We start from the raw sequence: 23,856 nt of genomic DNA on the forward strand, positions 1-23,856 counted from the left end.
ACCGGCCGCACGGACGACCCGGCGGTGCGGACGGCACCGCCGGGTTACCCCTGCCCCGCTCCCGGGAAAGGCTCGTGCGTGACCGACGCGACGGAGGACGCGATGACCCGCACCGCCCGCGACCTGACGGAGAGCTTCACCCGCGACCTGGCCCCGGACCCGCGCGCCAACCCCCTCGTGCCGCTGATCGCCCGCGGCGAGGCGGACCGGGAGGTCCTGGCCGCGCTCGCCCTGGAGCAGCGCCTGGTGATCCCCGCGGACCGCCGCGCGTTCCTGCACCTGGCGGACAGGTCCGCGGCCGAACCGGACTCCGCCGCGTTCTTCACCGCCCTCGCGGAGGGCGAGGCGCTCGCCGGGGAGCACCTGGAACCGTTCGCGGCCGCCTGCGGTGTCGACGCGTCCCGGGCGGACGCCCACGCGCCCCTGCCGGGGTGCCAGGCCTACCCGGCTTACGTCGCCTGGCTGGCCCTCAACGCCGCACCGGCCGACGCCGTCCTGGCCGTGACGGCCAACTTCTCCGCCTGGGGCGGCTACTGCGCCACGATCGCCGAGGCCCTGCGCACCCACTACGGCTTCTCCGACGAGGCCTGCGCCTTCTTCGACTTCTTCGCCGCACCGGCCCCGGACCTCGACCGCACGGCCCGGGCGGCGGTCCGGGCCGCCCTGGACGCGGGCAGCCTGGACGAGCACCGCGCACGCCGTCACGGGCGTCTCCTGCAGAGCTACGAGGCCATGTTCTGGGAGACACTGCGGTCCGCGGCCCGGCCGGTCAGGCGGGAGTGAGTTCCTTCCAGACCTGGGCGTCTGTGCCGTTGCACTCGTGGATCTGGACCTGGACGCCGTCTGCGAAGTCCGCGTAGGGCACGTCCAGGCACTTGCCGGACCGGGGGTTGACGAAGCCGACCGGGACGGTCCGGCCGTAGCGCCACTGCTGGGCGCCGGTGCCGTTGCACGTGTAGATCTGCACCTTGGTGCCGTTGGCGGTCCCCCCGTCGGCCACGTCCAGGCACTTGCCCGAGTTCGGGTTCACCAGGGTGCCCTCGGGCGTGGTCCTCCAGGTCTGGCCCAGGGAGCCGTTGCAGTCCCACAACTGCACCCTCGTGGCGTCCTCCCTGCCGGCGCCGCTCACGTCCAGGCAGTGCCGGCCGTCGTCGGGGCTGTAGGCGAACTCCGTGGGCGCGGGTTCCGGGCCGGTCACGGTGAACGTGCACCAGGCGGACCAGTCGGACGGGCCGTCGGCGCCCTCGGCGCGGATCCGCCACTGGTAGTCGCCCGGACCGAACGTGCTGGTGGGAATCTGCAGGGCCCACACGTAGCCGGCCCCCGTGTCGGTCCGGAAGGTGCGGAACGGCTGCTCGCCGAGGCGTGCGAACTCCATCGTCCCGTCCAGGCCGGGTTGGGGTTCCAGGCCCTTGACCGAGGCGGCGAACAACGGTGCGGAACCGTTGGCGGTGCTGAACGTCGGCGGGGTCGCGGCGCCGCACTGCTGGAAGCCCGCGTAGGCACCGGTGGAGATCCGCAACGCCTCGGGGACGTCGGGGGTGGCGGCCCACGCGGTGGCGGGAAGGCCGAGGCTCAGGCAGGCGGCTGCCAGCCCCGTGGCCGCGGCGGCCGCGGAACGATTCCGTCTTATGGCTGCTCCATCGCACGATCGATCACTCGTCGCTCAGGAGTCCACACCACCGGACGTCCCCCGTCAGCCTTTCCGGTGCCGGTGTAAGGGTTACGTCACATCCCCCGTTCCCGCGCCGGCCGGCCGGGCGGGCCGCCGGCGGGCGGGACCTACGGCGCGCCCCCACTGCTGTGGGCGATGCACGCCACGTCGATCCGATCGGCCAGCTTCGCGAGCTCGATGGTCAACGCGGCCACCGTGTCCTCATCGAGCCCGTCCTCCCCCGCCTCGACAAGCCGAACCCACCGCCCACCCACCGTACGCAGCAGCTTGCTGACATCGGCGGCGGAAACCTGCAGGGTCCCGCGGTCGTCGACGATCAGAGGCAGAGTCACTTCGCGGTTCACAGTCGGGATCGTAGCCGTGCGGACATCACGCACCCTGCCAAACCGTGGTGATGTTGCAGAACTCGCGGATTCCGTGCCCGGACAGCTCACGCCCGTACCCCGACCGCTTGAGCCCGCCGAACGGGAACGCCGGATGGGACGCCGTCATCCCGTTCACATACACACTGCCGGCCTCCAGATCCCGTACGAACCGGTCGACCTCGGCCTCGTCGCGGGTCCAGACGTTGGAGCTCAGCCCGAAGTCGGTGTCGTTGGCGATCAGGACCGCCTCGTCGACGTCCGCCGCGCGGTACAGCGTGGCGACCGGACCGAAGGCCTCCTCGCGGTGGATGCGCATCTCCCGGCCGATGCCGGCCAGGACGGTCGGCGGGTAGAACCAGCCGGGCCCGTCGGGGCGCTCGCCGCCGCACAGCACGGTGGCGCCCGCGCGTACGGCGTCGTCGACCAGTTCCTCCAGGTCACTGCGGCCCTTCTCACTGGAGAGGGGGCCGACGTCGGTCTCCTCGTCCATCGGGTCGCCGACCTTCAGCGCCTTCATGCCCGCGACGAAGCGTTCGGTGAAGGCGTCGTAGACGTCCGTGTGCACGATGAACCGCTTGGCGGCGATGCAGGACTGCCCCGTGTTCTGCGTCCGCGCGGTGACCGCGATCTCGGCGGCCCGGTCCAGGTCGGCGGAGGGCATGACCACGTACGGGTCGCTGCCGCCCAGCTCCAGCACCGTCTTCTTGATCATCTCCCCGGCGGTGGAGGCGACCGCGCGGCCCGCCGGCTCGCTGCCGGTGAGGGTGGCCGCCTTCACCCGTTCGTCCCGCAGGATGTCGTCGACCGCGGCGGAGCCGATGAGCAGGGTCTGGAAACAGCCCTCGGTGAAGCCCGCGCGGTGGAACAGGTCCTCCAGGTACAGGGCGGTCTGCGGCACGTTCGAGGCATGCTTGAGCAGGCCCACGTTGCCCGCCATCAGCGCGGGCGCGGCGAACCGCACCACCTGCCACAGCGGGAAGTTCCACGGCATCACGGCGAGCACCGGGCCGAGCGGCCGGTAGCGCACCAGGACCCGGGAGGCGCCGGAGTCCTTCACGTCGGAGGCGTCGGGTTCCTCGTCGGCGAGGAGTTCCGCCGCGTGGTCGGCGTACCAGTGCATCGCCTTGGCGCACTTGGCGGCTTCCGCGCGGGCCTGTTTGACCGGCTTGCCCATCTCCGTGGTGATCACCCGGCCGATGGTCTCCCGGTCCTCGTCGAGGATCTCGGCGGCCCGGTGCATCAGACGGGCACGCTCCTCGAAGGCCGTCGTCCGGTACGTCCGGAACGTGGCCTCCGCGAGCTGGATCCGGTGCCCGATCTCCTCCTCGTCCATGGGGTGGTACGTCTTGACCGTCTCGCCGTTCGCCGGGTTCACCGTGGCGATGTGCATCGCTGACCTCCCTGGGGCGGGCTGTGCTTTCCGACCTTCCCGCGCGGTGGTGGGCGGTGCAACGCGGGAGGTCTCCTCAGGGCGAGTGCTCCGCCAGGCGGTCGAGAAACGCGGTCTGCGCGCCGACGATCACCTCACGGGCCCGGTCCAGGGGGAACCACGCCACCCGGTCCAGCTCCGGGAACTCCTGGATCCGTCCCGACCTCGGCGGCCACTCCATCGCGAACGTGCCGGGGACGACCGCCGCCGGATCGAGGTCCGCCTCCACCGCCCAGGCCGTGACGGTCTTCCCGCCGGACTGCCGGACCTCCCCGAGCGGCAGCGCCTCCCCCTCCGGGGGCGGCAGCCCCAGCTCCTCCCGGAACTCGCGGCGCGCCGCCTCCCAGGCCGGCTCGCCGGGGTCGTACTCGCCCTTGGGGACCGTCCACGCCCCGCTGTCCCGCCGGGCGAAGAACGGGCCACCCATATGACCGAGCAACACCTCAAGGCCCTGACTGGTGTGTCGGAACAACAGCAGTCCGGCGCTCCGGGCGCCCCTCACGGCCGTACCCCGGGGTGTGCGGCGAGCAGGGTCTCGACCGTGTCGGCCTCCTCGGGGCGCTTGTCCTCGCGGTAGCGGATCACGCGGGCGAAGCGGAGGGTGACGCCGGCCGGGTAGCGGGTGGAGCGCTGGAGGCCGTCGTAGGCGATCTCCACGACGAGTTCGGGGCGCACCGTCACGACGTATCCGCTCTCCTCGACCGCCAGCTCCCGCAGCCGTTCGGTCTGCCAGGCCAGCATCGCGTCGGTCAGGCCCTTGAAGGTCTTGCCGAGCATGGCGAAGCCGCCGTCGGCGGTGCGGGCGCCCAGGTGCAGATTGGAGAGCTTCCCGGTGCGGCGGCCGTGGCCCCACTCGGCGGCCAGCACCACCAGGTCGAGCGTGTGGACGGGCTTGACCTTCAGCCAGGACGCGCCGCGCCGGCCCGCGCTGTAGGGGGCGTCCAGGCCCTTGACCACGACGCCCTCGTGGCCGCGTTCCAGCGTCTCGGCGAGGAACCCCTCCGCCGCGCCCAGGTCCCCGGGCCCCGGCACGAGGGTGCGCCGCACCCGCAGGGGCTCCGGGACCAGCCGGGCCAGTTCCGCGTGGCGCTCGGTGAACGGCAGGTCCAGCAGATCGCGGCCGTCGACGGAGAGCGCGTCGAAGAAGACGGGGGAGACGGGGACCTCCCGGGCGGCCGTGGCCACGTCCACCCGGGAGCCGACCCGTCCTGCGGTCTCCTGGAACGAGCGGGGGCGGCCGTCCTCGTCGAAGGAGATGACCTCCCCGTCCAGGATGAACCGCTCGCCCCGCAACTCCCGCGCCGCCGCCGTCACTTCCGGCAGTCGGTCGGTGATGTCGTCGAGGGCGCGGGTGTGCACGCGCACGGTGTCCCCGTCGCGGTGGACCTGGACGCGGATGCCGTCCAGCTTCTCCTCCACCGCGCAGGCCCCCAGCTTCTCCACCGCCTCCGCGACCGAGGAGGCGCTGTGCGCCAGCATCGGCAGCACCGGTCGGCCCACGGTCAGCCGGAACCGCTCCAGCGCCCCGGGGCCGTCCGCCAGCAGCGCCCCGGCCACCGACTGGAGCGAGCCGGCCAGCATCACCGCCCGCCGCACATCGGCCGGCGGCGCCCCCGTCGCCCGCGCCAGCCCCTCCACCGCCACCGCGTCCAGGGCGCCCTGCCGGACTTCCCCGGTGAGCAGCCCGGACAGGAACCGCTGCTCGTCCTCGGTGGACGCGCCCAGCAGCTCGCCGACCAGCCGGGCCCGCTCGGCCTGCGCCCCCGGACCGGACACCTCGCCGAGCGTGGTGAGCAGCGCGTCGACCTCGCGCACCGTCAGCGACGGCTCGGCGGCGGGGGCGACCGGACGGCCCAGCACCTTCCAGCCGACCCCGATACGGCCCTGCGGCAGCCGGCCGGCCAGGTACGGGATGACGACCGGCACGTCGTCCGCCTCCGCCTCCCGGAACAGCTCGGCGAGCAGGACGATCTTCCGGGACCGCGCCGAAGCGGCGGCGACCTCCTGGGACACACGGGCCAGCCGGGACAGCAGCATGCAGTCATAGTGCTCCGGAGGCGGGCGCTCCACACCCCCGCCGTCCGGCGCCTACCCGTTCACCGCGGCGTCCAGGTCGGTCATCAGCAGGTCCCCGACGATCGCGGCCGCCGCGCGGTAACCGCCGCTCGCCGCGTGCACCACCTGCTCGGAGAAGCCGATCGCGTTGCCCGCCGCCCAGACCCCGGGCACCGTGGTCAGACCGGTCGAGTCGAACACCGGGTACGTGCCGAACGGGGTCTCGTTCATCTCGGCGCCCAGCGCCTCCAGCAAAGACGTCTGCGGCACCGGGCGCGGCCCGACGAAGAGCACGGAGCGGGCGTGGGTGGTGCCGTCGGCCAGCCGCACCCCGGTGAGCCGGTCGTCCTCAACCACCAGCTCCGCGACCGTGCCGGGCACCACCTCGACCCCGGCGGCGGCCAGCCGGCGCAGGTCCAGGTCGGACAGTTCCTCCTCGGCGACCTCGTGCAGGAAGAAGGTGACGTCCTTCGACCACTGGGACACCATCAGCGCCTGGTGCACGCTCGTCGCGCTCGACGCGAGCACGCCGAACGGCTCGTCGCGCACCTCCCAGCCGTGGCAGAACGGGCAGTGCAGCACGTCCCGCCCGAACCGCTCGGCGACCCCGGGGACCGCCGGCATCTCGTCCCTCAGCCCGGTGGCGACGACCAGCCGCCGGGCCCGTACGGCCGGTCCCGCGTCGAGTACGACGGTGAAGTCCGCCCCGTCCTTGGTGACGTCCGTGACCCGGTCCCGGACGAGCTCCACGCCGTAGCGCGCGATCTCCTCCCGGCCCAGCGCCAGGAACTCGGCCGGTGCCATCCCGTCCCGGGACAGATAGCCCTGCATGTGCGACGAGGGCGCGTTGCGCGGCTCGCCCGCGTCGACGACCAGGGTGCGGTGCCGGGCCCGGCCGAGCACCAGCGCGGCGGAGAGTCCCGCCGCCCCGCCTCCGACGACGACCACGTCGTACGTCCCGCTTCCGAATGTCTCGTTCATCGTGACCACCTCCACCTCGACAGTCGCCCGATCACTGCCGCATTGACAAACGACTTTGCCGAACCTGCAATACCGGTATGACTACGGACGACGTTCTCGCGGAAGTGGGCCCCCGGCTGCGGCGGATCAGGAAGGAGCGGGAGGTGACCCTCGCGGCGCTGTCCGAGGCGACCGGCATCTCCGTGAGTACCCTTTCCCGGCTGGAGTCCGGCCTGCGTAAACCCAGTCTGGAACTGCTGCTGCCGATAGCGCAGGCCCACCAGGTGCCGCTGGACGAACTGGTCGGCGCGCCGCCGGTCGGCGATCCGCGCATCCGGGCCTCCGAGCCGATCCGGCGCTACGGCCGTACCTTCTGGCCGCTCACCCGGCAGCCCGGCGGGCTCCAGGCGTACAAGGTGCTCGAACCGAAGCGGAAGCTCGAGCCCGAACCGCGTACCCACGAGGGCTATGAGTGGCTGTACGTGATGTCGGGGAAGCTGCGGCTGGTGCTCGGCGAACACGACGTCGTGCTGGTGGCGGGGGAGGCGGCCGAGTTCGACACGCGGGTGCCGCACTGGTTCGGGTCGACGGGGGAGGGGCCCGTGGAGTTCCTCAGCCTGTTCGGTGCGCAGGGGGAGCGGATGCATGTCCGGGCGCGGCCCAAGCGGGGGTGACGGACGGGACCGTTCCCTTTCCGGTGTCCCTTTCCGGTGTCTCTTCCCAGCGGACAAGCGACCGCTTAGTATGCGGTGGACCCGGTCAGGCGAACACGACGTTCACGCTCCCGTGGAGGCCCCGCATGCAGGCATGGCAAGTGCACGAGCTCGGCGAGCCGGGCGAGGTGATGCGCCTCGCGGAAGTGGCGCGGCCGGCGCCCGGTGACGGGCAGGTCCTGCTGAAGGTGCGTGCCGCCAACATCAACTTCCCGGACGCGCTGATGTGCCGGGGCCAGTACCAGGTCAGGCCGCCGCTGCCGTTCACCCCGGGCGTGGAGATCTGCGGCGAGACCGAGGACGGGCGCCGCGTGATCGCCAACCCCGCGCTGCCCTGCGGCGGCTTCGCCGAGTACGCCGTCGCGGACGCCGCCGCGCTGCTGCCCGCACCGGACGCACTGGACGACGCCGAGGCCGCCGCCCTGCACATCGGCTACCAGACCGGCTGGTTCGGCCTGCACCGGCGGGCCCGTCTGGAGGCCGGTGAGACCCTGCTCGTCCACGCTGCCGCGGGAGGCGTCGGCAGCGCGGCCGTGCAGCTCGGCAAGGCGGCGGGCGCCACCGTCATCGGCGTGGTCGGCGGTGCCGCGAAGGCGTCCGTCGCCCGTGAGCTGGGCTGCGACGTGGTGGTCGACCGGCGAGAGCAGGACGTCGTCGCCGCCGTGAAGGAGGCCACCGGCGGCCGGGGCGCCGACGTGATCTACGACCCCGTGGGCGGCCAGGCCTACGCCCAGTCCGCCAAGGCCGTCGCCTTCGAGGGCCGGATCGTCGTCGTCGGCTTCGCGAGCGGGTCCGTCCCCAGCCCCGCCCTGAACCACGCCCTCGTCAAGAACTACGCGATCCTCGGCCTGCACTGGGGCCTGTACAACACCAAGGACCCCGAGCTGGTCCAGCACTGCCACGAGCGGCTCACCGGACTCGCCGCGCGGGGCGCGGTCAAGCCGCTGGTGAGCGAGCGCGTGCCGCTCGCCGGTGCCGCCGACGCCGTGCAGCGGGTCGCCGACGGTGTCACCACCGGGCGCGTCGCCGTGCTGCCCTCGCTGGAGAACGGAGCCGCCGCATGACCGACGCCGCCGAACTGCGCCGCCGTACTCAGGAGTTCCTGTCCGCGTACCCACCGGCCGGCACCGGCCGCCTCGACTTCCTGCGTGCCCGCTTCGACGCCGGACTCGCCTGGGTGCACTTCCCCGAAGGGCTCGGCGGACTCGGTCTCCCGCGCTCGCTCCAGGCCGTCGTGGACGCCGGACTGGAGGCCGCCGGAGCGCCCGACAACGACCCGCGCCGCATCGGCATCGGCCTGGGCATGGCCGCGCCGACGATCCTCCAGTACGGCACGGAGGAACAGAAGCGGCGCTTCCTGAAGCCCCTGTGGACCGGCGAGGAGGTCTGGTGCCAGCTCTTCAGCGAGCCCGGCGCGGGATCCGACCTGGCCGCCCTCGGCACCCGTGCCGTCCGGGAGGGCGAGGACTGGGTGGTCAACGGGCAGAAGGTGTGGACGTCCAGCGCCCACCTCGCCCGCTGGGCCATCCTCATCGCCCGCACCGACCCGGACGTGCCCAAACACCGGGGCATCACCTACTTCGTGTGCGACATGACCGACCCCGGCGTCGAGGTGCGGCCACTGCGCCAGATCACCGGCGAGGCCGAGTTCAACGAGGTCTTCCTCACCGGCGTCCGCATCCCCGACGCCCACCGCCTCGGCGAGGTCGGCGACGGCTGGCGGGTCGCGCAGACCACCCTGAACAACGAACGCGTCGCCATCGGCGGCATGCGGCTGCCCCGCGAGGGCGGCATGATCGGCCCGGTCGCGAAGACCTGGCGCGAACGGCCGGAACTGCGCACCCACGACCTGCACCAGCGGCTGCTGAAACTCTGGGTCGAGGCGGAGGTCGCCCGGCTCACCGGCGAACGCCTGCGCCAGCAGCTCGTCGCCGGACAGCCCGGCCCCGAGGGCGCCGGCATGAAACTGGCCTTCGCCCGCCTCAACCAGGAGATCAGCGGCCTGGAGGTGGAACTCAGGGGCGAGGAGGGCCTGCTGTACGACGACTGGACCATGCGCCGCCCCGAACTGGTCGACTTCACCGGCCGCGACGCCGGCTACCGCTACCTCCGCTCCAAGGGCAACAGCATCGAGGGCGGGACCAGCGAGGTCCTGCTGAACATCGTCGCCGAGCGCGTCCTGGGCCTGCCCGCCGAGCCGCGCACCGACAAGGACGTCGCATGGAAGGACCTGTCCCGATGAGCGATCTCCTGTACTCGGAGGAGGAAGAGGCGCTGCGCGCCGCCGTCCGGGACCTGCTCACCGACCACTGCGACGCGGCGGGCGTGATCGCCCGTACCGAGTCGGACGCCCCGCACGACCTGTCCCTGTGGAAGGCGCTCGCCGACGGCATGGGCCTCGCCGGTCTGCTGGTCCCCGAGGACCGGGGCGGCCAGGGCGCCACCCACCGCGAAGCCGCCGTCGTGCTGGAGGAGTTGGGACGCGCGGTCGCCCCCGTGCCGTATCTGACCAGCGCCGTGGTGGCCACCGAGGCGCTGCTGGCGTGCGAGGACGCCGGCGACCTGCTCGCCGAGCTGGCGTCCGGGCGCCGTATCGGCGCCCTCACCGTCGGCCTGCACACCGCTCCCGGCGCCGCGTTCACCACCGTACGGCTGGAGAACGGCGCACTGCACGGGGAGCTGACCGGCATCGCGGACGCCGCCGTCGCCGACGTACTGCTCGTACCGGCGGACGACGGCGGGCTGTACGCGGTGGAGGCCGGCGCGGTCACCGTCACCCCGCAGGTCTCCCTGGACCTGACCCGTCCGGTGGCCCGGGTGACCCTGGACGGCGCGCCCGGACGCAGGCTGGGCGACGCGGGAACCGCCGTGCCCCGCGCCCTGCGGGCCGGCGCCGGACTGCTCGCCTCGGAACAACTCGGCTCCGCCGACTGGTCGCTGACGGAGACCGTCCGCTACTTGAAGGACCGCAAGCAGTTCAACCGACCCGTCGGCGGCTTCCAGGCGCTCAAGCACCGGCTCGCCCAGCTGTGGCTGGAGGTCGTCAACCTCCGCGCCGCCGCCCGCAACGCCGCCGACGCGCTCACGACCGGCGAGGACACCGGCGTGGCGGTCACCGTCGCCCAGGCCTACGCCGCGTCCGTCGCGGTCCGGGCCGCGGAGGAGGCCCTGCAACTGCACGGCGGCATCGGCATGACCTGGGAACACCCGGTGCACCTCCACCTCAAGCGCGCCAAGGCCGACTCGATCGCCTACGGCACGGCGGGCGCCCACCGCGAGGCGCTGGCGGAACTGGTCGGTCTGAGAGCACCCTGACCGGTCGAACGACGGAAGAAGCCCGTCCCTTCGGGGGCGGGCTTCTTCCGTGCGCCCCGCTCCGGTGAGGTGAACGACCGACGGCGGATCGGCCAACTCCCCGCACCACCCTGCTCTTGGGCCACCCGAGGACCTCATACTCTCCCTGGTCCCGTACGGCCCTTCCAGGGAGGCAGAGCATGGCCCTCACCACCCGTCGCAGAGCCCTCACCACCCTCGGCGTCGCCCTCGCCGGTACCGTCGCCCTTCCCGCGACGCAGGCACTGGCCGGCGAACAGAAGCACCGGCCGCGCCCGTTGTGGCAGGCCCACGCCCACAACGACTACGAGCACCCCCGTCCCCTCCTCGACGCCCTCGACCACCGCTTCGGCAGCGTCGAGGCCGACGTCTACCTGGTCGGCGACCAACTCCTCGTCGCCCACGACCCCGAGGACCTCGACCCGTCCCGCACCCTCGAATCCCTCTACCTCGACCCGCTCGCCGCCCGGGTCCGCGCCCACCACGGCTCGGTCTACCGCGGGCACCGCAGGCCGCTCCAGCTGCTGATCGACATCAAGACCGAGGGCGCGTCCACCTACCTCGAACTCGACCGCCGTCTGCGCCGCCACCGGCACCTGTTCACCACCTGCGCCCACGGCAGGGTGCTGCCCGGACCGGTCACCGCCGTCATCTCCGGCGACCGCGCGGCCCGCGCGCCCATGGAGGCCCAACGGGTGCGCCACGCCTTCTACGACGGTCGGCTCGCCGACCTCGGCGGCACCGCACCGGCCTCCTTCGTCCCGCTGATCTCCGACAACTGGACGCTCAACTTCACCTGGCGGGGCGTCGGCGCCTTCCCCGACGCCGAGCGCCGGAAACTGCGCGACATCGTGGGCACCGCCCACGCGCGCGGACAGCGGGTGCGGTTCTGGGCCACCCCCGACCTGCCGGGCCCCGCCCGCGACGCGCTCTGGGGCGAACTGGTGGCGGCGGACGTCGACCACCTCAACACCGACGACCTCACGGGGCTCGAATCCTTCCTCGACACCTGCCGGAGGGCGTGACACCACACGTTCGGAGGACAGGTCAGCCGCCCGGACGAACCTTCCGTTACGCCACACTTGCGGCCGAACGCCGCGAAACGGATGTGGCGGAGGAGGTTGACGATGGCCATTTCCATCTCTGTGGTGCTGCTGCTCTCGGTCCTTGCGGTGATCTTCCTGCGCAACGGGGGGCTGAAGATCTCCCACGCGCTGGTCTGTCTGCTGCTCGGTTTCTACCTGGCCAGCACGAGCATCGCGCCCACGATCCACAGCGGCCTCACGGCGACCGCCGACATCGTCGGCGGTCTGCGGCCGTGAGGTCACCGCGCGGAGCGTGGTTCAGCGGTCGGACACCGCGTCGCGCGGCAGCACGGTGACGCGGTGGAAGTTGCACCCCGCCGGTGTCGGCGGTGCGGACGGGGGCCTGCTCTGGTGCGCCTTGAGAGCGACGCTCACCAGGCTGAGCAGCAGGTCCACGTCCGTGGCGCAGTCCAGATGCACCGTCACCCAGTCGGAACTCGGGACCACTTGTATCGCGCTCGACCCGCCCAGGTCGTAGTGGAAGCGCTGGATGGCGCGACGGGTGAGGTGGAGGTCCACGTCCCGCGCGGAGTGGAAGTGGACGATCTCGTCACGGGCGGTGCGGAGGGCCTGCCCCGTACCGCAACCGGCCGGACAGTCCGTGAGATCGGGCCAGGTGAGCAGTCGCTCCATGGCTCGCTGCGCCGGTGTCATGCCCTCATCGTTGCCTGCTCAACGTCCGGACACCAGGAGTTGGGTGATTCGTAATCGAGTGGTGAGGTGGTGAGGCCGCCGGAACCCCGGTGAGAACCTGACACGCGATCATGTCATGGCAGTCGATGAGCTCGTGACCTGGTACGGCGTTCCCGTCCTCGTGTGCGACCGGGACGGCCGGAAGGCGATCGCCGGCGGCAGCGACACCCCGCGCGACTTCGCGCGGAACCCGAGGAGAGGCTCACGCGCGTGGCCCGCGTGGTCCGGGCACGCGTGTCAGGCCCGTTCGGCCACCGCCGCCGGGTCGTCCAGGACTCCCCGCACCACCGAGTGCGCCGCGCCCAGCAGCGGGCCCTCGGGGCCCAGCGGGGACACGGAGACGGGACAGGCCGGCCCCGCGGTACGGCGGGCCAGCTCGGAGCGGAGCGACGGCAGCAGCCAGGGCGCGAGCCCCGACAGGGCTCCGCCCAGCACCACGCTCTCGGGGTCCAGCAGATTGACCGCCCCGGTCAGGGCGATCCCGAGCGCCGTTCCCGCGTCCTCCAGGGCGCGTCGTACGTTCGCGTCGCCCTGCTCGGCGCGGCCCGCGAGGAGGCCGACGCGGTCCTCGCCCGGCTCCAGCCCGGCCGCGCGCAGCACCGCCTCCTCACCGGCGTACTGCTCCAGACAGCCCCGTCCGCCGCAGGCGCACTCCGGTCCGTCCGGCCGTACCGGTACATGGCCCAGCTCGCCCGCGAAGCCGCGGTTTCCGTGCAGCAGCCGCCCGTCCACGACGACCGCGGCACCGATACCGATCTCGGCGGACACATGGAGGAAGTCGCGCGGGGTGTCCTCGCCGAGCCACAGTTCGGCCAGTGCGCCGAAGTTGGCCTCGTTGGCCACGGTGAGCGGCAGGCCCGCCGGAAGCAGGTCGCCGAGGTCCGTGTCGAGCCAGCCGAGGTTCGGGGCGCGTACGACGGTCCGGGCGTCGCGCGCCACCAGTCCCGGTACGGCCACGGCGAGCCCCGCCGGCCACAGGCCCTCGCCCTCCGCCTCGGCGACGACCCGCTCCGTCAGCTCGGTGAGTTCCCCGAGCACCGGCCCGGGGGAGCGGCCCCGGTTCGGGACGTGCCGCACCGCCCGCGACCGGACCCGGCCGCGCAGGTCGACCGCGCAGACCGCGAGATGGTCGACGCCGACCTCGGCGCCGATCCCCGCCGGGCCGCGCCCGCTGACGGCGAGCGCCGAACCGGGACGGCCCACACGTCCGGGCCGCTCCGGGCCCAGCTCCTCCAGCAGGCCCGAGCGGATGAGCTCGTCGACCAGCGTGGACACCGCCGCGCGGGTCAGGCCGATGCGGGAGGCGACGGCGGCCCGGGACAGCGGGCCCTCGGCGCTGACGGTGTGCATCACCCGCGAGAGGTTGCGGCGGCGCATGCCCTGCTGGGTGTCGGGCAGCGCGCGCCCCGGACCGGCCGGGCGGGCCTTGTGCAGCGGTGCGCTCATTCCTCCGTCGTTCCTCGGTCTCTGCGGTCGTCGTCGACCTGTCGGCCGACACCGGTCGGTCCGTGCCCGCCGGCTGGTGTCGTCGGGTCGGTGCCGGTCGGCTGGTGTCGTCGGGTCGGTGCCGGTCGGCTGGTGTCGACCGACAGGTCGACGACGGTCGGTCCGTGCCGGCGGGCCGGTGCCTGCCGGCACGTGCCGGTGGGTTCGTGCCCGCGGGTTCGTGCCGGTCGGTCCGTGCCCGCCGGTCGGTGTCGGCAGGCGGGTGCCTGCCGGCCCGTGCCGGTGGGTAGGCGTCCGTCGGTCCGTGCCGGCGGGCCGGTGCCTGCCCGTCGGTGCCGGGCCGGTGGTGTCGTCAGTCGGTGTCCGTGCCGCGGTCCAGCAGCGGGGCCGCGTCGGAGAGTACCCCGGCCAGCCTGGCCAGCGTCTCCTCGTCCCGCTCCACGGCCTCCAGCACCGGGCCCGCCGCCGTGTCCCAGCGCCGGGCGACCGCGGCCGGGTCCTCCCCGGTGAGCAGCCCGGCCGCCTGCGCCGCCGCACCGAGCGCGACCAGCTCCTTCGCCTGCGGCACCTGCACGGCCCGCCCCGACAGCCGCCGTACGGTCTGCTGCCAGGCCGCGCCCCGGGCGCCGCCGCCGATCAGCAGCAGGGGCGCCGACGGGTCGGCGTCCTCGTCGAGGACGAGGTCCAGCGCGGCCAGCAGGGAGTACACGGCACCGTCGTACGCGGCCTGGAGCAGCTGCCCGCCGGTGGTGTCGTGGCGCAGCCCGTGCAGCAGACCGGAGGAGTTGGGGAGGTTCGGGGTGCGCTCGCCGTCCAGGAAGGGCAGCAGCGTGATGCCGCGCCCGGGTTCGACGGCCTCGCGGTCCAGGTTCAGCAGCGCCGCTACCCGGTCCACGGCCAGCGTGCAGTTGAGCGTGCAGGCCAGCGGCAGCCAGTCGCCGCGCGCGTCGGCGAACCCCGCCACCGTGCCGGTCGGATCGGCCGGCCTGCGCTGCGTCACCGCGTACACGGTGCCCGAGGTGCCGAGGCTCATCACCGGCGTGCCGGGACGCACCCCCAGGCCCAGCGCGGCGGCGGCGTTGTCACCGGTGCCGCACGCCACCAGGGTCCCCTTGGAGAACGGCAGGTCGTGGCCGTCGCGCACGGTCCCGGCGACCTCACCGGGACGCACCACGCGGGGCAGCAGCGCCGGGTCGAGCCCCACGTGCGCGAGGATCTCCTCGTCGTACGCCTCCGTCCCCGAAGCCCACCAGCCGGTGCCGGAGGCGTCGCCGCGGTCGGTCGTGCCCTGTCCGGTGAGCCGCTCGGTGAGGTAGTCGTGGGGGAGCCGGACCGCCTTGGTGGCGCGCACCGCGTCCGGCTCGTGCTCCGCCAGCCAGGCCCACTTGGTGACCGTGAAGGAGGCGGCCGGCACGCTTCCGGTGCGCTCGGCCCAGAACTTCGCGCCGCCCAGCTCCTCGATCAGCCGGCGGCCCTGCGGCGCGGAACGCACGTCGTTCCACAGCAGCGCCGGGCGGACCGGCTCTCCGTGCCCGTCCAGGGTGACCAGGCCGTGCTGCTGCCCGCCGATCGACACCGCTGCGGCCTCGTGCGCCGCCTCGCCGCACTGGCGCAGCGCCTCGGACAGGGCGTCCCACCACTGGCGCGGATCGCTCTCCCGGCCCGCGCCGGAGGTCACCGTGTGCGGTGCCTGGCCGCTCGCGACGACCCGGCCGGTGGCCACGTCGACGACCAGCGCCTTGGTGGACTGGGTGGATGTGTCCACGCCGACGACGAGCGGACCCTCGGCTGCTGACATCGGTCTCTCCCTCTTCCGCGCCCTGGCGGGGTGTGTCTCTTCCCAGAAATGTTCCTGCATACTAATTTGTAAAGCGCCATGACGAAATAGTCTCAGCGAGCGAGGAGCCGCGGCATGAACTACCAGCCCACCCCCGAGGACAAGTTCACCTTCGGACTGTGGACCGTCGGCTGGCAGGGACGGGACCCCTTCGGTGACGCCACGCGGCGTGCCCTCGACCCGGTCGAGTCGGTGCGGCGCCTGGCCGAGCTGGGCGCCCACGGCGTCACGTTCCACGACGACGACCTCATCCCCTTCGGCTCGAGCGACAGCGAGCGCGAGGAGCACGTCAAGCGGTTCCGGCAGGCGCTGGACGACACCGGCATGAAGGTGCCGATGGCCACCACCAACCTGTTCACCCACCCGGTGTTCAAGGACGGCGGCTTCACCGCCAACGACCGCGACGTGCGCCGCTACGCGCTCCGCAAGACCATCCGCAACATCGACCTCGCGGCCGAGCTCGGCGCCGAGACCTACGTGGCCTGGGGCGGCCGTGAGGGCGCCGAGTCCGGTGGCGCCAAGGACGTGCGGGACGCCCTCGACCGCATGAAGGAGGCCTTCGACCTGCTCGGCGAGTACGTCACCTCCCAGGGCTACGACATCCGCTTCGCCATCGAGCCCAAGCCGAACGAGCCGCGCGGCGACATCCTGCTCCCCACCATCGGCCACGCCCTGGCGTTCATCGAGCGTCTGGAGCGCCCGGAGCTGTACGGCGTCAACCCGGAGGTCGGCCATGAGCAGATGGCCGGGCTGAACTTCCCGCACGGCATCGCGCAGGCGCTGTGGGCGGGCAAGCTCTTCCACATCGACCTCAACGGCCAGTCCGGCATCAAGTACGACCAGGACCTCCGCTTCGGCGCGGGCGACCTGCGCGCCGCGTTCTGGCTGGTCGACCTGCTGGAGTCGGCCGGGTACGAGGGCCCGCGGCACTTCGACTTCAAGCCGCCGCGGACCGAGGACTTCGACGGCGTGTGGGCCTCGGCGGCCGGCTGCATGCGCAACTACCTGATCCTCAAGGAGCGCGCGGCGGCCTTCCGCGCGGACCCGGAGGTGCAGGAGGCGCTGCGCGCGGCCCGTCTGGACCAGCTGGCCCAGCCCACGGCGGCAGACGGCCTCCAGGCCCTGCTCGACGACCGGTCCGCCTTCGAGGACTTCGACGTCGACGAGGCCGCCGCGCGGGGCATGGCCTTCGAGCGCCTCGACCAGCTGGCGATGGACCACCTGCTGGGCGCCCGGGGCTGAACCCCGACCGCGAGGGCGTGCCCGCCCCACCCCTGCCACGGGACGGGCACGCCCTCGCGCACGCATCCGGGACGACCGCGCCCCGCGCGATGGTGGGACGACCGCGCCCCCGCGTGTGGTTCGCTCCCGGTTGTGGCCGACGCGACGACCGCGCGGAATCACGCGCGCGGTGGCACGTATCCGGGCCGGCCTCCCGGCGGCGACGTCCCGCGCGGGATGGCGCGGCCCGAGCCGGCCCGGTACGCATCCCGCAGGCGCGCCCTCGCGCGGTACGACCGTGTGGCGCACGCGAGTGCTACGGGTCGGGCCCGCCGCGAGGACGGTGCTGTTCCGGGCGCGCGTTCCGCCTGGGGTACGCCGTCAGCATGGCGCCCGTGCCCTGAGTCCGTATCAACTTCCGCGCGGTGTCCTCGCGCGGACCCCGTATTCGCGGCGACCATGGTGTGTATGGCCATGCCACCCGTACCGCCCCGGCCGCCGGACGGCGGCAGTTTCGGACCACCCGCGAACGACGGCGCGCCGCCGCCCCGCCCTCCCGGCGGGCGCAGGCTCGTGCTCCTTCTGCTCGCCGTCGTCGTCGCCATCGCGGCCGTCTCCCTCGTCGTACTGATGGCCACGGGTGACGACGACTCGCCGGACAAGGAGCCCACCGAGAGCAGCACGGGCACCGGCGGCTCACCCGCTCCGTCGCTGGGCATCCCCTCCGAGCTGCCCAGCGGTCTCCCGAGCCGCCTCCCCTCCGGTTTCCCCACGGAGCTGCCGTCCGAGCTCCCGAGCGAGCTGCCGAGCGGCCTGGAGTCGCTCCTGCCGTCCCTGGGCGACGTGGAACTGCCCTGACGACACCGCACGAGACACGGTCACTCCCCGGAGAGGCCCTCGGCCGAGGCCGTCACCGGACCCCTGCGGGAACTCCTGCCGGGGCCCGGCGACCGTGTTCCTCGCGGTATGGCTACTGGGGCCGGTCGTGGCTTTGGTGTGGTGACGGTTTCGCCGGCGGCTGACTTTCAGGTGCGCGCTCCGCCGTGGCCAGGGCCGTCGCCGGGTCCGGGGAGGAATCCCCTGCCGGGATCCACCGGCCGCGTTCCTTGCGGTACGGCCACCAGCGGCCCTCGCGGCCCAGGCGCAGCTGGACGGGTGCGCCGGCCACCGTCCACCGGTTGGCCCGGGCCCGGAGCACCGGCCGTTCGTCCTCGTCCCACGCCGAGTCGAGGGCGGCACGCGCGCGTGCCAGCCGTTCGCCGTCTACGGTCCACTCCTCGTCGAGCACGGCCAGAGCCGCCGTACCGCCGTGCTGCCAGGCCCGTACCGCCACGGCCAGCCCTTCCCGGCCGCGCCCCGATCCCTCGGCGAGCCGCTCCGTCACCGTGCGGTCCGGCTCCCCGGCGGCCAGCCGCACCGCGTCCCGCGCGACGGCCGGTTCCGGTTCCACGGGCTGCCGTTCGTGCCCGTCCTGGAGCGCCCGGGCCAGCAGCCGGTGGGCCTGTACGGCGGTCCGGGCGGCCAGGAACTCCAGCGCGGGCGGATCGATCCCGGCCACGGGCTCCGCCTCCGCGTCCAGCGACGGCGGGACCCCCGGCTCCGCGGGGAGCGCGGGGGCGGCCGGCAGCGACGGCAGGATGCCACCGGCCGCGTACGCCTCGGCCGCGTCCACGCCTTCCGGCCCCTGGGCGGGCCGCCCGGCGGACGCGTCGCCCCGGGCCTGGAGCGCGTCCAGCAGGGCGCGTTCACCCCGCCCCCGCATCAGCAGCAGGACGAACGGGTCCTGGTCCAGGAGCCGGGCCACCTGATAGCACAGCGCCGCCGTGTGACCGCAGTGGTCCCAGGCGCCGCAGTCGCACTCCGGCTCCAGATCGCCCAGACCCGGCAGCAGTTCGACACCGGCCAGCTCCGCGTCCTCGACCAGGTGCGTCGGCATCTCGCGGTCGAGCAGCGCCGCCACATGCCCGGCCCGCTCCACGGTCATGGCCAGGAACCGGTCCCACTGCTCCCCGGACAGCTCCTGCAGCAGCACGTCCGCGCGGTGGGCCGTACGGTCCCGGTCCTGTACGACCGCCGTGACGCGCCCCGGCCGTACGGACACCGCGCCGACCGCGCCCGCGCGTGCCAGCCCGCGGCCCGCCTTGAGCTGCCCGGAGTCCAGCGCCGTACCCTCCAGCGCCGTGAGCCAGGCCAGGCCCCACCAGCTCTGCGCGAAACCGCGCCCCCGCGCGGGCGGCAGCGCGGCGAAGGTGCGCTCCGCGCCGGCCTCGTCACCGTCGTACCGGGTCATCGCGGTCCCCCTCGCAGTTCGACCAGCTCCGCCAGCTCGGCGTCGGTCAGTTCGGTGAGCGCCGCCTCACCGGAGCCGAGCACCGCGTCGGCCAGCTCACGCTTGCGCTCCAGCAGCCCGGCGATGCGGTCCTCGATGGTCCCCTCGGCGATGATGCGGTGCACCTGCACCGGCCGGGTCTGGCCGATGCGGTACGCGCGGTCCGTCGCCTGCGCCTCGACGGCGGGGTTCCACCAGCGGTCGTAGTGCACGACGTGCTCCGCGCGGGTGAGGTTCAGCCCGGTGCCCGCCGCCTTCAGCGACAGCAGGAAGACCGGGACCTCGCCGTCCTGGAAGCGGCGCACCATCGCCTCACGCTCGGCGACCGGCGTGCCGCCGTGCAGGAACTGCGTCGGCACACCCCGCGCGGCCAGATGCCGTTCCAGCAGCCGCGCCATCCGCACGTACTGCGTGAACACCAGGACGCCGGTCCGCTCGGTGAGGACCGTGTCGAGGAGTTCGTCCAGCAGCTCCAGCTTCCCGGACCTCCCGGCGACCACCGGCCGCTCCTCCTTGAGGAACTGCGCCGGATGGTTGCAGATCTGCTTCAGGCCGGTCAGCAGCTTCACGATCAGCCCGCGCCGCGCCATGCTGCCGGCGCCCGCGATCTCGGCCATCGCCTCGCGCACCACGGCCTCGTACAGCGCCGTCTGCTCCTGGGTGAGCGACACCGCGTGATCGGTCTCCGTCTTGGGCGGCAGCTCGGGCGCGATCCCGGGGTCCGACTTGCGGCGGCGCAGCAGGAACGGCCGTACCAGACGGGCCAGCCGTTCCGCCGCGGCCGGGTCCTGGCCGCCCTCGACGGCGTCCGCGTACCGCCGTCGGAAGGTGCCGAGCCGGCCCAGCAGGCCGGGAGTCGTCCAGTCGAGGATCGCCCACAGTTCCGACAGGTTGTTCTCCACCGGTGTGCCGGTGAGCGCCACGCGCGCGCGTGCGCCGATGGAACGCAGCTGACGGGCCGTCGAGGAGTACGGGTTCTTCACGTGCTGGGCCTCGTCGGTGACGGCCATGCCCCAGGGGACCCCGGCGAGCCGGGAGGCGTCCAGCCGCATGGTGCCGTACGTGGTGAGCACGAACTCGCCGTCGGCCAGGTCGTCCAGCGTCCGCCGCGCGCCGTGGAAGCGGCGCACCGGGGTGCCGGGCGCGAACCGCTCGATCTCCCGCTGCCAGTTGCCCATCAGGGAGGTCGGGCAGACCACGAGAGTGGGGCCCGCGGACTCCGGATCGGTCTGGCGGTGCAGATGCAGGGCGATCAGGGTGATGGTCTTGCCGAGCCCCATGTCGTCGGCGAGACAGCAGCCCAGGCCCAGGGAGGTCGTCCGGGCCAGCCAGTCCAGGCCGCGCCGCTGGTAGTCCCGCAGCGTGGCGGCGAGCGCGGCGGGCTGCTCGACGGGCTCCTGCGTCCCGGGCTCCGCGAGGCGGTCCCGCAGGGCCGCCAGCCACCCGGTGGGCCGGACCTCGATCCGGCCGCCGTCGACCTCCACGGAGCCCGTCAGGGCCGCGCCGAGCGCGTCGACCGGCGTGATCTTGCGGTCCTGGCGCGCACGGGCGCGGGCCAGTTCCCGCGGGTCGATCAGGACCCACTGGTCGCGCAGCCGTACGAGGGGGCGGTTCGCCTCGGCCAGCCGGTCCAGTTCCTCGCGCGTGAGCCGCCGGTCGCCCAGGGCGAACCACCAGTCGAAGGCGAGCAGCGCGTCGGCGGACAGGAACGACGGCCCGTCCGCGACCCCGGCCCTTCCGGGCCCCGGCTCGTCGTCGGCGGGACCGACCTCCGCGCGGGTGGTGAGTTCGCGGACCAGTTCCCTGGGCCAGTGCACGTCGACGCCCGCACCGGCGAGCACCCGGCCGCCGTCGCCGAGGAGTTCGGCGATCTCCTCCTCCGCGAGGTCCACCGCGTCCGGCACGGTCGCCGACAACAGGGGGGTGAGCGGCGCCCAGGCCCGCGCCGCGCGGCGGAGCGCGAGCAGGGCGTCCATCCGCGCGCGGGAGTCGAAGGCCGCGTCGAAGGCCCCGGCCCACACCTCACCGGCGTCCGCGACGAGCGCGGGGTCGCTCACGCCGTGCATCTGGAGGACGGCCCGGAACGACACGTCCGCGGTGTCGGCCGCGTCGGTGAGCCCGCGCGCCTCGATCCGCAGGGACAGCCGTACGCCGGCGTCGTGGCCGGCGGCGATGTCGGCGGCCCAGGTCCGCAGTGCGGGCAGCCGTTGCGGCTCAGGTACCGCGAAGGCGGCGGTGCCGGTCGCGAGGTGGGCGGCGGGGGAGCGGGGGAGGGTGTCGGCGACCGCGTCGAGGAAGGCGCGCAGCAGCCGTTCGGGGTCGGGCAGCCGCGGCGGCCCGGTGCCGTCCAGCGGCGTCGCGTGCGCCTCCGGCGGCATCGCGGCGGCGAGCCGGCGGATCGCCTCGACGTCCTCCGCGTCCAGCGGGCCGACGCGCCAGGCGTCGTGGTCGGCGGGGGAGAGGCCGGGCAGCAGCAGCCCGCGCGCCACCAGGTGCAGGGCGTGCACGGTGGCGGCGCCCCAGAACCGGGTGGCCCGGTGTCCCGCACCACCGGCCCGCGCACGCGTGAGGAACGGGAGCGCGTCACGCACCGGCAGTACGGTGGCGGGCACACGCACCGCCTCGGTCCCGTCGTCGCCGGGCATCACGACGGTCAGGTCCTCGGCCGACGCCGCGTCCGTGTCCACGGCCGGGGGAGGCGAGCCGTCGGGTCGCCAGAACGCGACCCGGCCGGTGCGGGCGGGGTCACCCGGTACGAATACGGCCGGACAGCCGGCCAGGTCGGAGTGCGCGGAGTGTGCGGAGGAGGGCGCCGGGGGGGTCGTCTGCGCGGCGATGACAGGATTCCTCAAATTTGACTAGTGAAGCCGGAGTCGCCGAGGGTACAGCATGGGTGGCGCAGACCGGGTATGCCTGCGCTGTGAGACGGGTCACCGTGGAGGCCTGTCGTGGGCCTCCCGCCCGGGAGGCCCACGACAGGCTCTCGAAAACCTTAGGGGTCGCTCCTCAGGGACGTCTCAGGGTCGGGGTCCGGAACTGCCGCGGGCGCGGGCCCGTTTTCACGGCAGAGAGCGGCAATGGCCGCGAAGGAGGCGACACTCATGTCGAAGAACGCCAAGATCGCCGCGGGGGGTGTGGCGACCGGACTGATCCTGCTCATCTGGCTGCCCTGGTGGGCCGCGCTCCTGATAGTCCTGGGAGTCCCGGCCGCCGCGTACCTCGCCCTGGACCCCGCACAGCGGCGCAGGCTGCGCCGCGTCTCGCGCAAGGAGCTGGGCCGCTGAGGCGCTACGGCGTCACCGCCTCACCGGAGCCCAGCGCGCAGGAGTCGACCACGTCGCCGTCCGCGGGCCTGCCGATCGTGCGGTCGGCGGGCGGCGCGACTCCGCGCTCCACCCATGCCACCAGGGCGTCGAACGCCGAGCGGTAGCAGGGCAGGATCGGTCGCAGCCGGTCCGGACGAGTGTCGTACAGCCCGTCGACATGCGTCCCGCCCAGCACCGTGTAGTAGCGGTGCATCCGCCCGCGTCCGCTCGCCTCGACCATGTCGTCGTACACATCGGAGTCGACGGACTTGGGCAGCAACGCGTCCAGATCGCCGTGCAGGGTGATCATCGGCCGCCCGATCCGCCCGGTGAGCGCCACACGTTCCACGGCACGGTGCACGGACGCGGGACGCGAGGCGTAGTCGTAGGCGGCGTCGGACGGGCACGGCGCGAGGATCCGCTCCGTCGTCGACCCGGCGGAGGGGCCGGGACAGCCCGGGTCGTAGTCCGGGTCGAACTCGGCGCGGTAGATCTTCTGCGTGAGTCCCCAGTAGGCCTTCTCGTGGTACGGCCACAGGAATTCGGACCCGCGTGCGAAGCCCGCGGCGTACATGTCCTCGTCGGTCGCCCTGCCGTACGTCCGGGCCACCGCCACCGGAAGGGAGAGCAGCGGGTGAGGTCCCTCGGCGGCCCACAGAGTGCCCTCCCAGTCCACCCCGCCGTCGTACAGCTCCGGGTGGTTCTCCAGCTGCCAGCGGGTGAGGTAGCCGCCGTTGGAGACGCCGGTCATGTACGTGCGGTGCGGGGCGTGCCCGTAGCGCTGGGCCACCGCGCGCCGGGCGGCGCGGGTGAGCTGTGCGGTGCGCGCGTTCCACTCGGCGACCGCGTCACCGGGCCGCCTGCCGTCACGGTGGAAGTCGACGCCGCTGTTGCCCTTGTCGGTCGCCGCGTAGGCGTAGCCCCGCGCCAGTACCTGGTCGGAGATCGCCTTGTCGGTCGCGTACTGCTTGCGGTTGCCGGGCGCCCCGGTGACGACCAGCCCGCCGTTCCAGCGGTCGGGCAGCCGGATCACGAACTGGGCGTCGTGCCGCCAGCCGTGGGTGTTGTTGAAGTGGGACGAGTCCGGGAAGTAGCCGTCGATCTGCACTCCGGGCACGCCGGACGGCGACCGGGTGGCCGCGGCGGTCAGCCCCGCCTGGTCGGCCATGTCGGTGTACGGCGTACCGGCCAGCCCCGCCGTGGTCAGATCGGCGAGACAGGCACTGCGCTGATGGGCGGCGCCCGGCACACGCACCCGTTCCTGGCGCGCGCAGTGACCGTCCCCGGCCGCGCCGGCCGGAGTCGGGGCGGTGAGGGCGGCCGCGGCGAGGACGGCGACGAGCAAGGGAACGCCACGGGAGGGGCGCATGACGGCCTCCGGAAGGACGAGCAGCGGAAGGGGGACATGGG

22 protein-coding genes are annotated in these 23,856 nt (G+C 73.6%); 10 read left to right on the forward strand and 12 right to left on the reverse strand.

The features are described 5' to 3' along the window. Window positions 1-102 precede the first annotated feature (102 nt). On the forward strand, window positions 103-783 hold the full coding sequence (locus ACIA6T_RS19915; RefSeq protein WP_399447927.1) for a transcriptional regulator: 681 nt from the start codon (window positions 103-105) through the stop codon (window positions 781-783). Here ACIA6T_RS19915 and ACIA6T_RS19920 read toward each other — a convergent pair. From ACIA6T_RS19920 to ACIA6T_RS19945, 6 genes are all read right to left on the reverse strand, one after another. Next, on the reverse strand, window positions 770-1,522 hold the full coding sequence (locus ACIA6T_RS19920; RefSeq protein ID WP_399447792.1) for an RICIN domain-containing protein: 753 nt from the start codon (window positions 1,520-1,522) through the stop codon (window positions 770-772). The genes ACIA6T_RS19915 and ACIA6T_RS19920 overlap by 14 nt on opposite strands. A gap of 260 nt (window positions 1,523-1,782) precedes the next feature. Beyond that, window positions 1,783-2,019: a DUF6213 family protein gene (locus tag ACIA6T_RS19925; protein ID WP_399447793.1), complete on the reverse strand. Its 237-nt coding sequence runs from the start codon at window positions 2,017-2,019 to the stop codon at window positions 1,783-1,785. Window positions 2,020-2,044: 25 nt separating this feature from the next. Next, the gene (locus ACIA6T_RS19930) at window positions 2,045-3,430 is read right to left on the reverse strand and encodes an NADP-dependent succinic semialdehyde dehydrogenase (RefSeq protein ID WP_399447794.1); all 1,386 of its coding nucleotides are present in this window, start codon (window positions 3,428-3,430) and stop codon (window positions 2,045-2,047) included. A gap of 76 nt (window positions 3,431-3,506) precedes the next feature. Continuing rightward, on the reverse strand, window positions 3,507-3,971 hold the full coding sequence (locus ACIA6T_RS19935) for an NUDIX domain-containing protein (protein WP_399447795.1): 465 nt from the start codon (window positions 3,969-3,971) through the stop codon (window positions 3,507-3,509). Then, on the reverse strand, window positions 3,968-5,506 hold the full coding sequence (locus ACIA6T_RS19940) for an ATP-dependent DNA ligase (RefSeq protein ID WP_399447796.1): 1,539 nt from the start codon (window positions 5,504-5,506) through the stop codon (window positions 3,968-3,970). The genes ACIA6T_RS19935 and ACIA6T_RS19940 overlap by 4 nt, the downstream gene beginning before the upstream one ends. 51 nt (window positions 5,507-5,557) lie before the next feature. After that, complete coding sequence (locus ACIA6T_RS19945) at window positions 5,558-6,505, reverse strand: NAD(P)/FAD-dependent oxidoreductase (protein WP_399447797.1); 948 nt, start codon at window positions 6,503-6,505, stop codon at window positions 5,558-5,560. Window positions 6,506-6,582: 77 nt separating this feature from the next. Here ACIA6T_RS19945 and ACIA6T_RS19950 point away from each other — a divergent pair, with 77 nt between their 5' ends. The 6 genes from ACIA6T_RS19950 (at window position 6,583) to ACIA6T_RS19975 (ending at window position 11,852) form a co-directional block, all read left to right on the forward strand. After that, window positions 6,583-7,158: a helix-turn-helix domain-containing protein gene (locus tag ACIA6T_RS19950; protein ID WP_385045247.1), complete on the forward strand. Its 576-nt coding sequence runs from the start codon at window positions 6,583-6,585 to the stop codon at window positions 7,156-7,158. Window positions 7,159-7,283: 125 nt separating this feature from the next. Then, window positions 7,284-8,261, forward strand: coding sequence for an NADPH:quinone oxidoreductase family protein (locus tag ACIA6T_RS19955; protein WP_399447799.1), 978 nt, complete (start codon window positions 7,284-7,286; stop codon window positions 8,259-8,261). Further along, complete coding sequence (locus ACIA6T_RS19960) at window positions 8,258-9,439, forward strand: acyl-CoA dehydrogenase family protein (protein WP_399447800.1); 1,182 nt, start codon at window positions 8,258-8,260, stop codon at window positions 9,437-9,439. The genes ACIA6T_RS19955 and ACIA6T_RS19960 overlap by 4 nt, the downstream gene beginning before the upstream one ends. After that, the gene (locus ACIA6T_RS19965; RefSeq protein WP_399447801.1) at window positions 9,436-10,512 is read left to right on the forward strand and encodes an acyl-CoA dehydrogenase family protein; all 1,077 of its coding nucleotides are present in this window, start codon (window positions 9,436-9,438) and stop codon (window positions 10,510-10,512) included. Before ACIA6T_RS19960 ends, ACIA6T_RS19965 begins: the two co-directional genes overlap by 4 nt. A 179-nt stretch (window positions 10,513-10,691) precedes the next feature. Continuing rightward, window positions 10,692-11,555 (forward strand): phosphatidylinositol-specific phospholipase C/glycerophosphodiester phosphodiesterase family protein, encoded by an 864-nt coding sequence (locus tag ACIA6T_RS19970; protein ID WP_399447802.1) that lies wholly within the window; start codon window positions 10,692-10,694, stop codon window positions 11,553-11,555. A 102-nt stretch (window positions 11,556-11,657) separates the two neighbouring features. Continuing rightward, on the forward strand, window positions 11,658-11,852 hold the full coding sequence (locus ACIA6T_RS19975) for a hypothetical protein (RefSeq protein ID WP_073934709.1): 195 nt from the start codon (window positions 11,658-11,660) through the stop codon (window positions 11,850-11,852). A 21-nt stretch (window positions 11,853-11,873) separates the two neighbouring features. On the opposite strand, the gene ACIA6T_RS19980 is transcribed toward ACIA6T_RS19975, so the two are convergent. From ACIA6T_RS19980 to xylB, 3 genes are all read right to left on the reverse strand, one after another. Then, a complete protein-coding gene (locus ACIA6T_RS19980) occupies window positions 11,874-12,269 on the reverse strand; it encodes a luciferase family protein (protein ID WP_399447803.1) in 396 nt (131 codons plus the stop codon). Window positions 12,270-12,545: 276 nt separating this feature from the next. Then, window positions 12,546-13,754 carry an ROK family protein gene (locus ACIA6T_RS19985; RefSeq protein WP_399447804.1) on the reverse strand — a complete coding sequence of 403 codons (1,209 nt, stop codon included), beginning with the start codon at window positions 13,752-13,754 and terminating at the stop codon, window positions 12,546-12,548. A 352-nt stretch (window positions 13,755-14,106) separates the two neighbouring features. Then, window positions 14,107-15,552 (reverse strand): xylulokinase, encoded by a 1,446-nt coding sequence (gene xylB / locus ACIA6T_RS19990; protein ID WP_399447805.1) that lies wholly within the window; start codon window positions 15,550-15,552, stop codon window positions 14,107-14,109. Window positions 15,553-15,666: 114 nt separating this feature from the next. On the opposite strand from xylB, the gene xylA reads away from it, so the two are divergent. Both xylA and ACIA6T_RS20000 read left to right on the forward strand, forming a co-directional pair. Further along, complete coding sequence (gene xylA / locus ACIA6T_RS19995) at window positions 15,667-16,833, forward strand: xylose isomerase (protein WP_399447806.1); 1,167 nt, start codon at window positions 15,667-15,669, stop codon at window positions 16,831-16,833. Between the two features lie 447 nt (window positions 16,834-17,280). Continuing rightward, the gene (locus ACIA6T_RS20000; RefSeq protein WP_399447807.1) at window positions 17,281-17,670 is read left to right on the forward strand and encodes a hypothetical protein; all 390 of its coding nucleotides are present in this window, start codon (window positions 17,281-17,283) and stop codon (window positions 17,668-17,670) included. Between the two features lie 112 nt (window positions 17,671-17,782). Here ACIA6T_RS20000 and ACIA6T_RS20005 read toward each other — a convergent pair whose 3' ends face one another. Together ACIA6T_RS20005 and ACIA6T_RS20010 are read right to left on the reverse strand one after the other, a co-directional pair. Beyond that, a complete protein-coding gene (locus ACIA6T_RS20005; RefSeq protein ID WP_399447808.1) occupies window positions 17,783-19,102 on the reverse strand; it encodes an SWF or SNF family helicase in 1,320 nt (439 codons plus the stop codon). Next, a complete protein-coding gene (locus ACIA6T_RS20010; protein WP_399447928.1) occupies window positions 19,099-21,786 on the reverse strand; it encodes a DEAD/DEAH box helicase in 2,688 nt (895 codons plus the stop codon). The genes ACIA6T_RS20005 and ACIA6T_RS20010 overlap by 4 nt, the downstream gene beginning before the upstream one ends. Window positions 21,787-22,242: 456 nt before the next feature. On the opposite strand from ACIA6T_RS20010, the gene ACIA6T_RS20015 reads away from it, so the two are divergent. Then, on the forward strand, window positions 22,243-22,425 hold the full coding sequence (locus ACIA6T_RS20015; RefSeq protein WP_399447809.1) for a hypothetical protein: 183 nt from the start codon (window positions 22,243-22,245) through the stop codon (window positions 22,423-22,425). A gap of 4 nt (window positions 22,426-22,429) precedes the next feature. On the opposite strand, the gene ACIA6T_RS20020 is transcribed toward ACIA6T_RS20015, so the two are convergent. Further along, window positions 22,430-23,815 (reverse strand): tannase/feruloyl esterase family alpha/beta hydrolase, encoded by a 1,386-nt coding sequence (locus ACIA6T_RS20020; protein WP_399447810.1) that lies wholly within the window; start codon window positions 23,813-23,815, stop codon window positions 22,430-22,432. Window positions 23,816-23,856: the final 41 nt, after the last annotated feature.

It is taken from the genome of Streptomyces sp. NPDC051740 (genome assembly GCF_044453165.1).
Lineage (GTDB): Bacteria > Actinomycetota > Actinomycetes > Streptomycetales > Streptomycetaceae > Streptomyces > Streptomyces atrovirens.

Coding starts and splice junctions, on each gene's coding strand:
- ACIA6T_RS19915 (WP_399447927.1), top strand. CDS start 103: ATGACCCGCACCGCCCGCGACCTGACGGAGAGCTTCACCCGCGACCTG.
- ACIA6T_RS19930 (WP_399447794.1), bottom strand. CDS start 3,430: ATGCACATCGCCACGGTGAACCCGGCGAACGGCGAGACGGTCAAGACG.
- ACIA6T_RS19940 (WP_399447796.1), bottom strand. CDS start 5,506: ATGCTGCTGTCCCGGCTGGCCCGTGTGTCCCAGGAGGTCGCCGCCGCT.
- ACIA6T_RS19945 (WP_399447797.1), bottom strand. CDS start 6,505: ATGAACGAGACATTCGGAAGCGGGACGTACGACGTGGTCGTCGTCGGA.
- ACIA6T_RS19950 (WP_385045247.1), top strand. CDS start 6,583: ATGACTACGGACGACGTTCTCGCGGAAGTGGGCCCCCGGCTGCGGCGG.
- ACIA6T_RS19955 (WP_399447799.1), top strand. CDS start 7,284: ATGCAGGCATGGCAAGTGCACGAGCTCGGCGAGCCGGGCGAGGTGATG.
- ACIA6T_RS19960 (WP_399447800.1), top strand. CDS start 8,258: ATGACCGACGCCGCCGAACTGCGCCGCCGTACTCAGGAGTTCCTGTCC.
- ACIA6T_RS19965 (WP_399447801.1), top strand. CDS start 9,436: ATGAGCGATCTCCTGTACTCGGAGGAGGAAGAGGCGCTGCGCGCCGCC.
- ACIA6T_RS19970 (WP_399447802.1), top strand. CDS start 10,692: ATGGCCCTCACCACCCGTCGCAGAGCCCTCACCACCCTCGGCGTCGCC.
- ACIA6T_RS19975 (WP_073934709.1), top strand. CDS start 11,658: ATGGCCATTTCCATCTCTGTGGTGCTGCTGCTCTCGGTCCTTGCGGTG.
- ACIA6T_RS19980 (WP_399447803.1), bottom strand. CDS start 12,269: ATGACACCGGCGCAGCGAGCCATGGAGCGACTGCTCACCTGGCCCGAT.
- ACIA6T_RS19985 (WP_399447804.1), bottom strand. CDS start 13,754: ATGAGCGCACCGCTGCACAAGGCCCGCCCGGCCGGTCCGGGGCGCGCG.
- xylB (WP_399447805.1), bottom strand. CDS start 15,552: ATGTCAGCAGCCGAGGGTCCGCTCGTCGTCGGCGTGGACACATCCACC.
- xylA (WP_399447806.1), top strand. CDS start 15,667: ATGAACTACCAGCCCACCCCCGAGGACAAGTTCACCTTCGGACTGTGG.
- ACIA6T_RS20000 (WP_399447807.1), top strand. CDS start 17,281: ATGGCCATGCCACCCGTACCGCCCCGGCCGCCGGACGGCGGCAGTTTC.
- ACIA6T_RS20005 (WP_399447808.1), bottom strand. CDS start 19,102: ATGACCCGGTACGACGGTGACGAGGCCGGCGCGGAGCGCACCTTCGCC.
- ACIA6T_RS20010 (WP_399447928.1), bottom strand. CDS start 21,786: ATGCCCGGCGACGACGGGACCGAGGCGGTGCGTGTGCCCGCCACCGTA.
- ACIA6T_RS20015 (WP_399447809.1), top strand. CDS start 22,243: ATGTCGAAGAACGCCAAGATCGCCGCGGGGGGTGTGGCGACCGGACTG.
- ACIA6T_RS20020 (WP_399447810.1), bottom strand. CDS start 23,815: ATGCGCCCCTCCCGTGGCGTTCCCTTGCTCGTCGCCGTCCTCGCCGCG.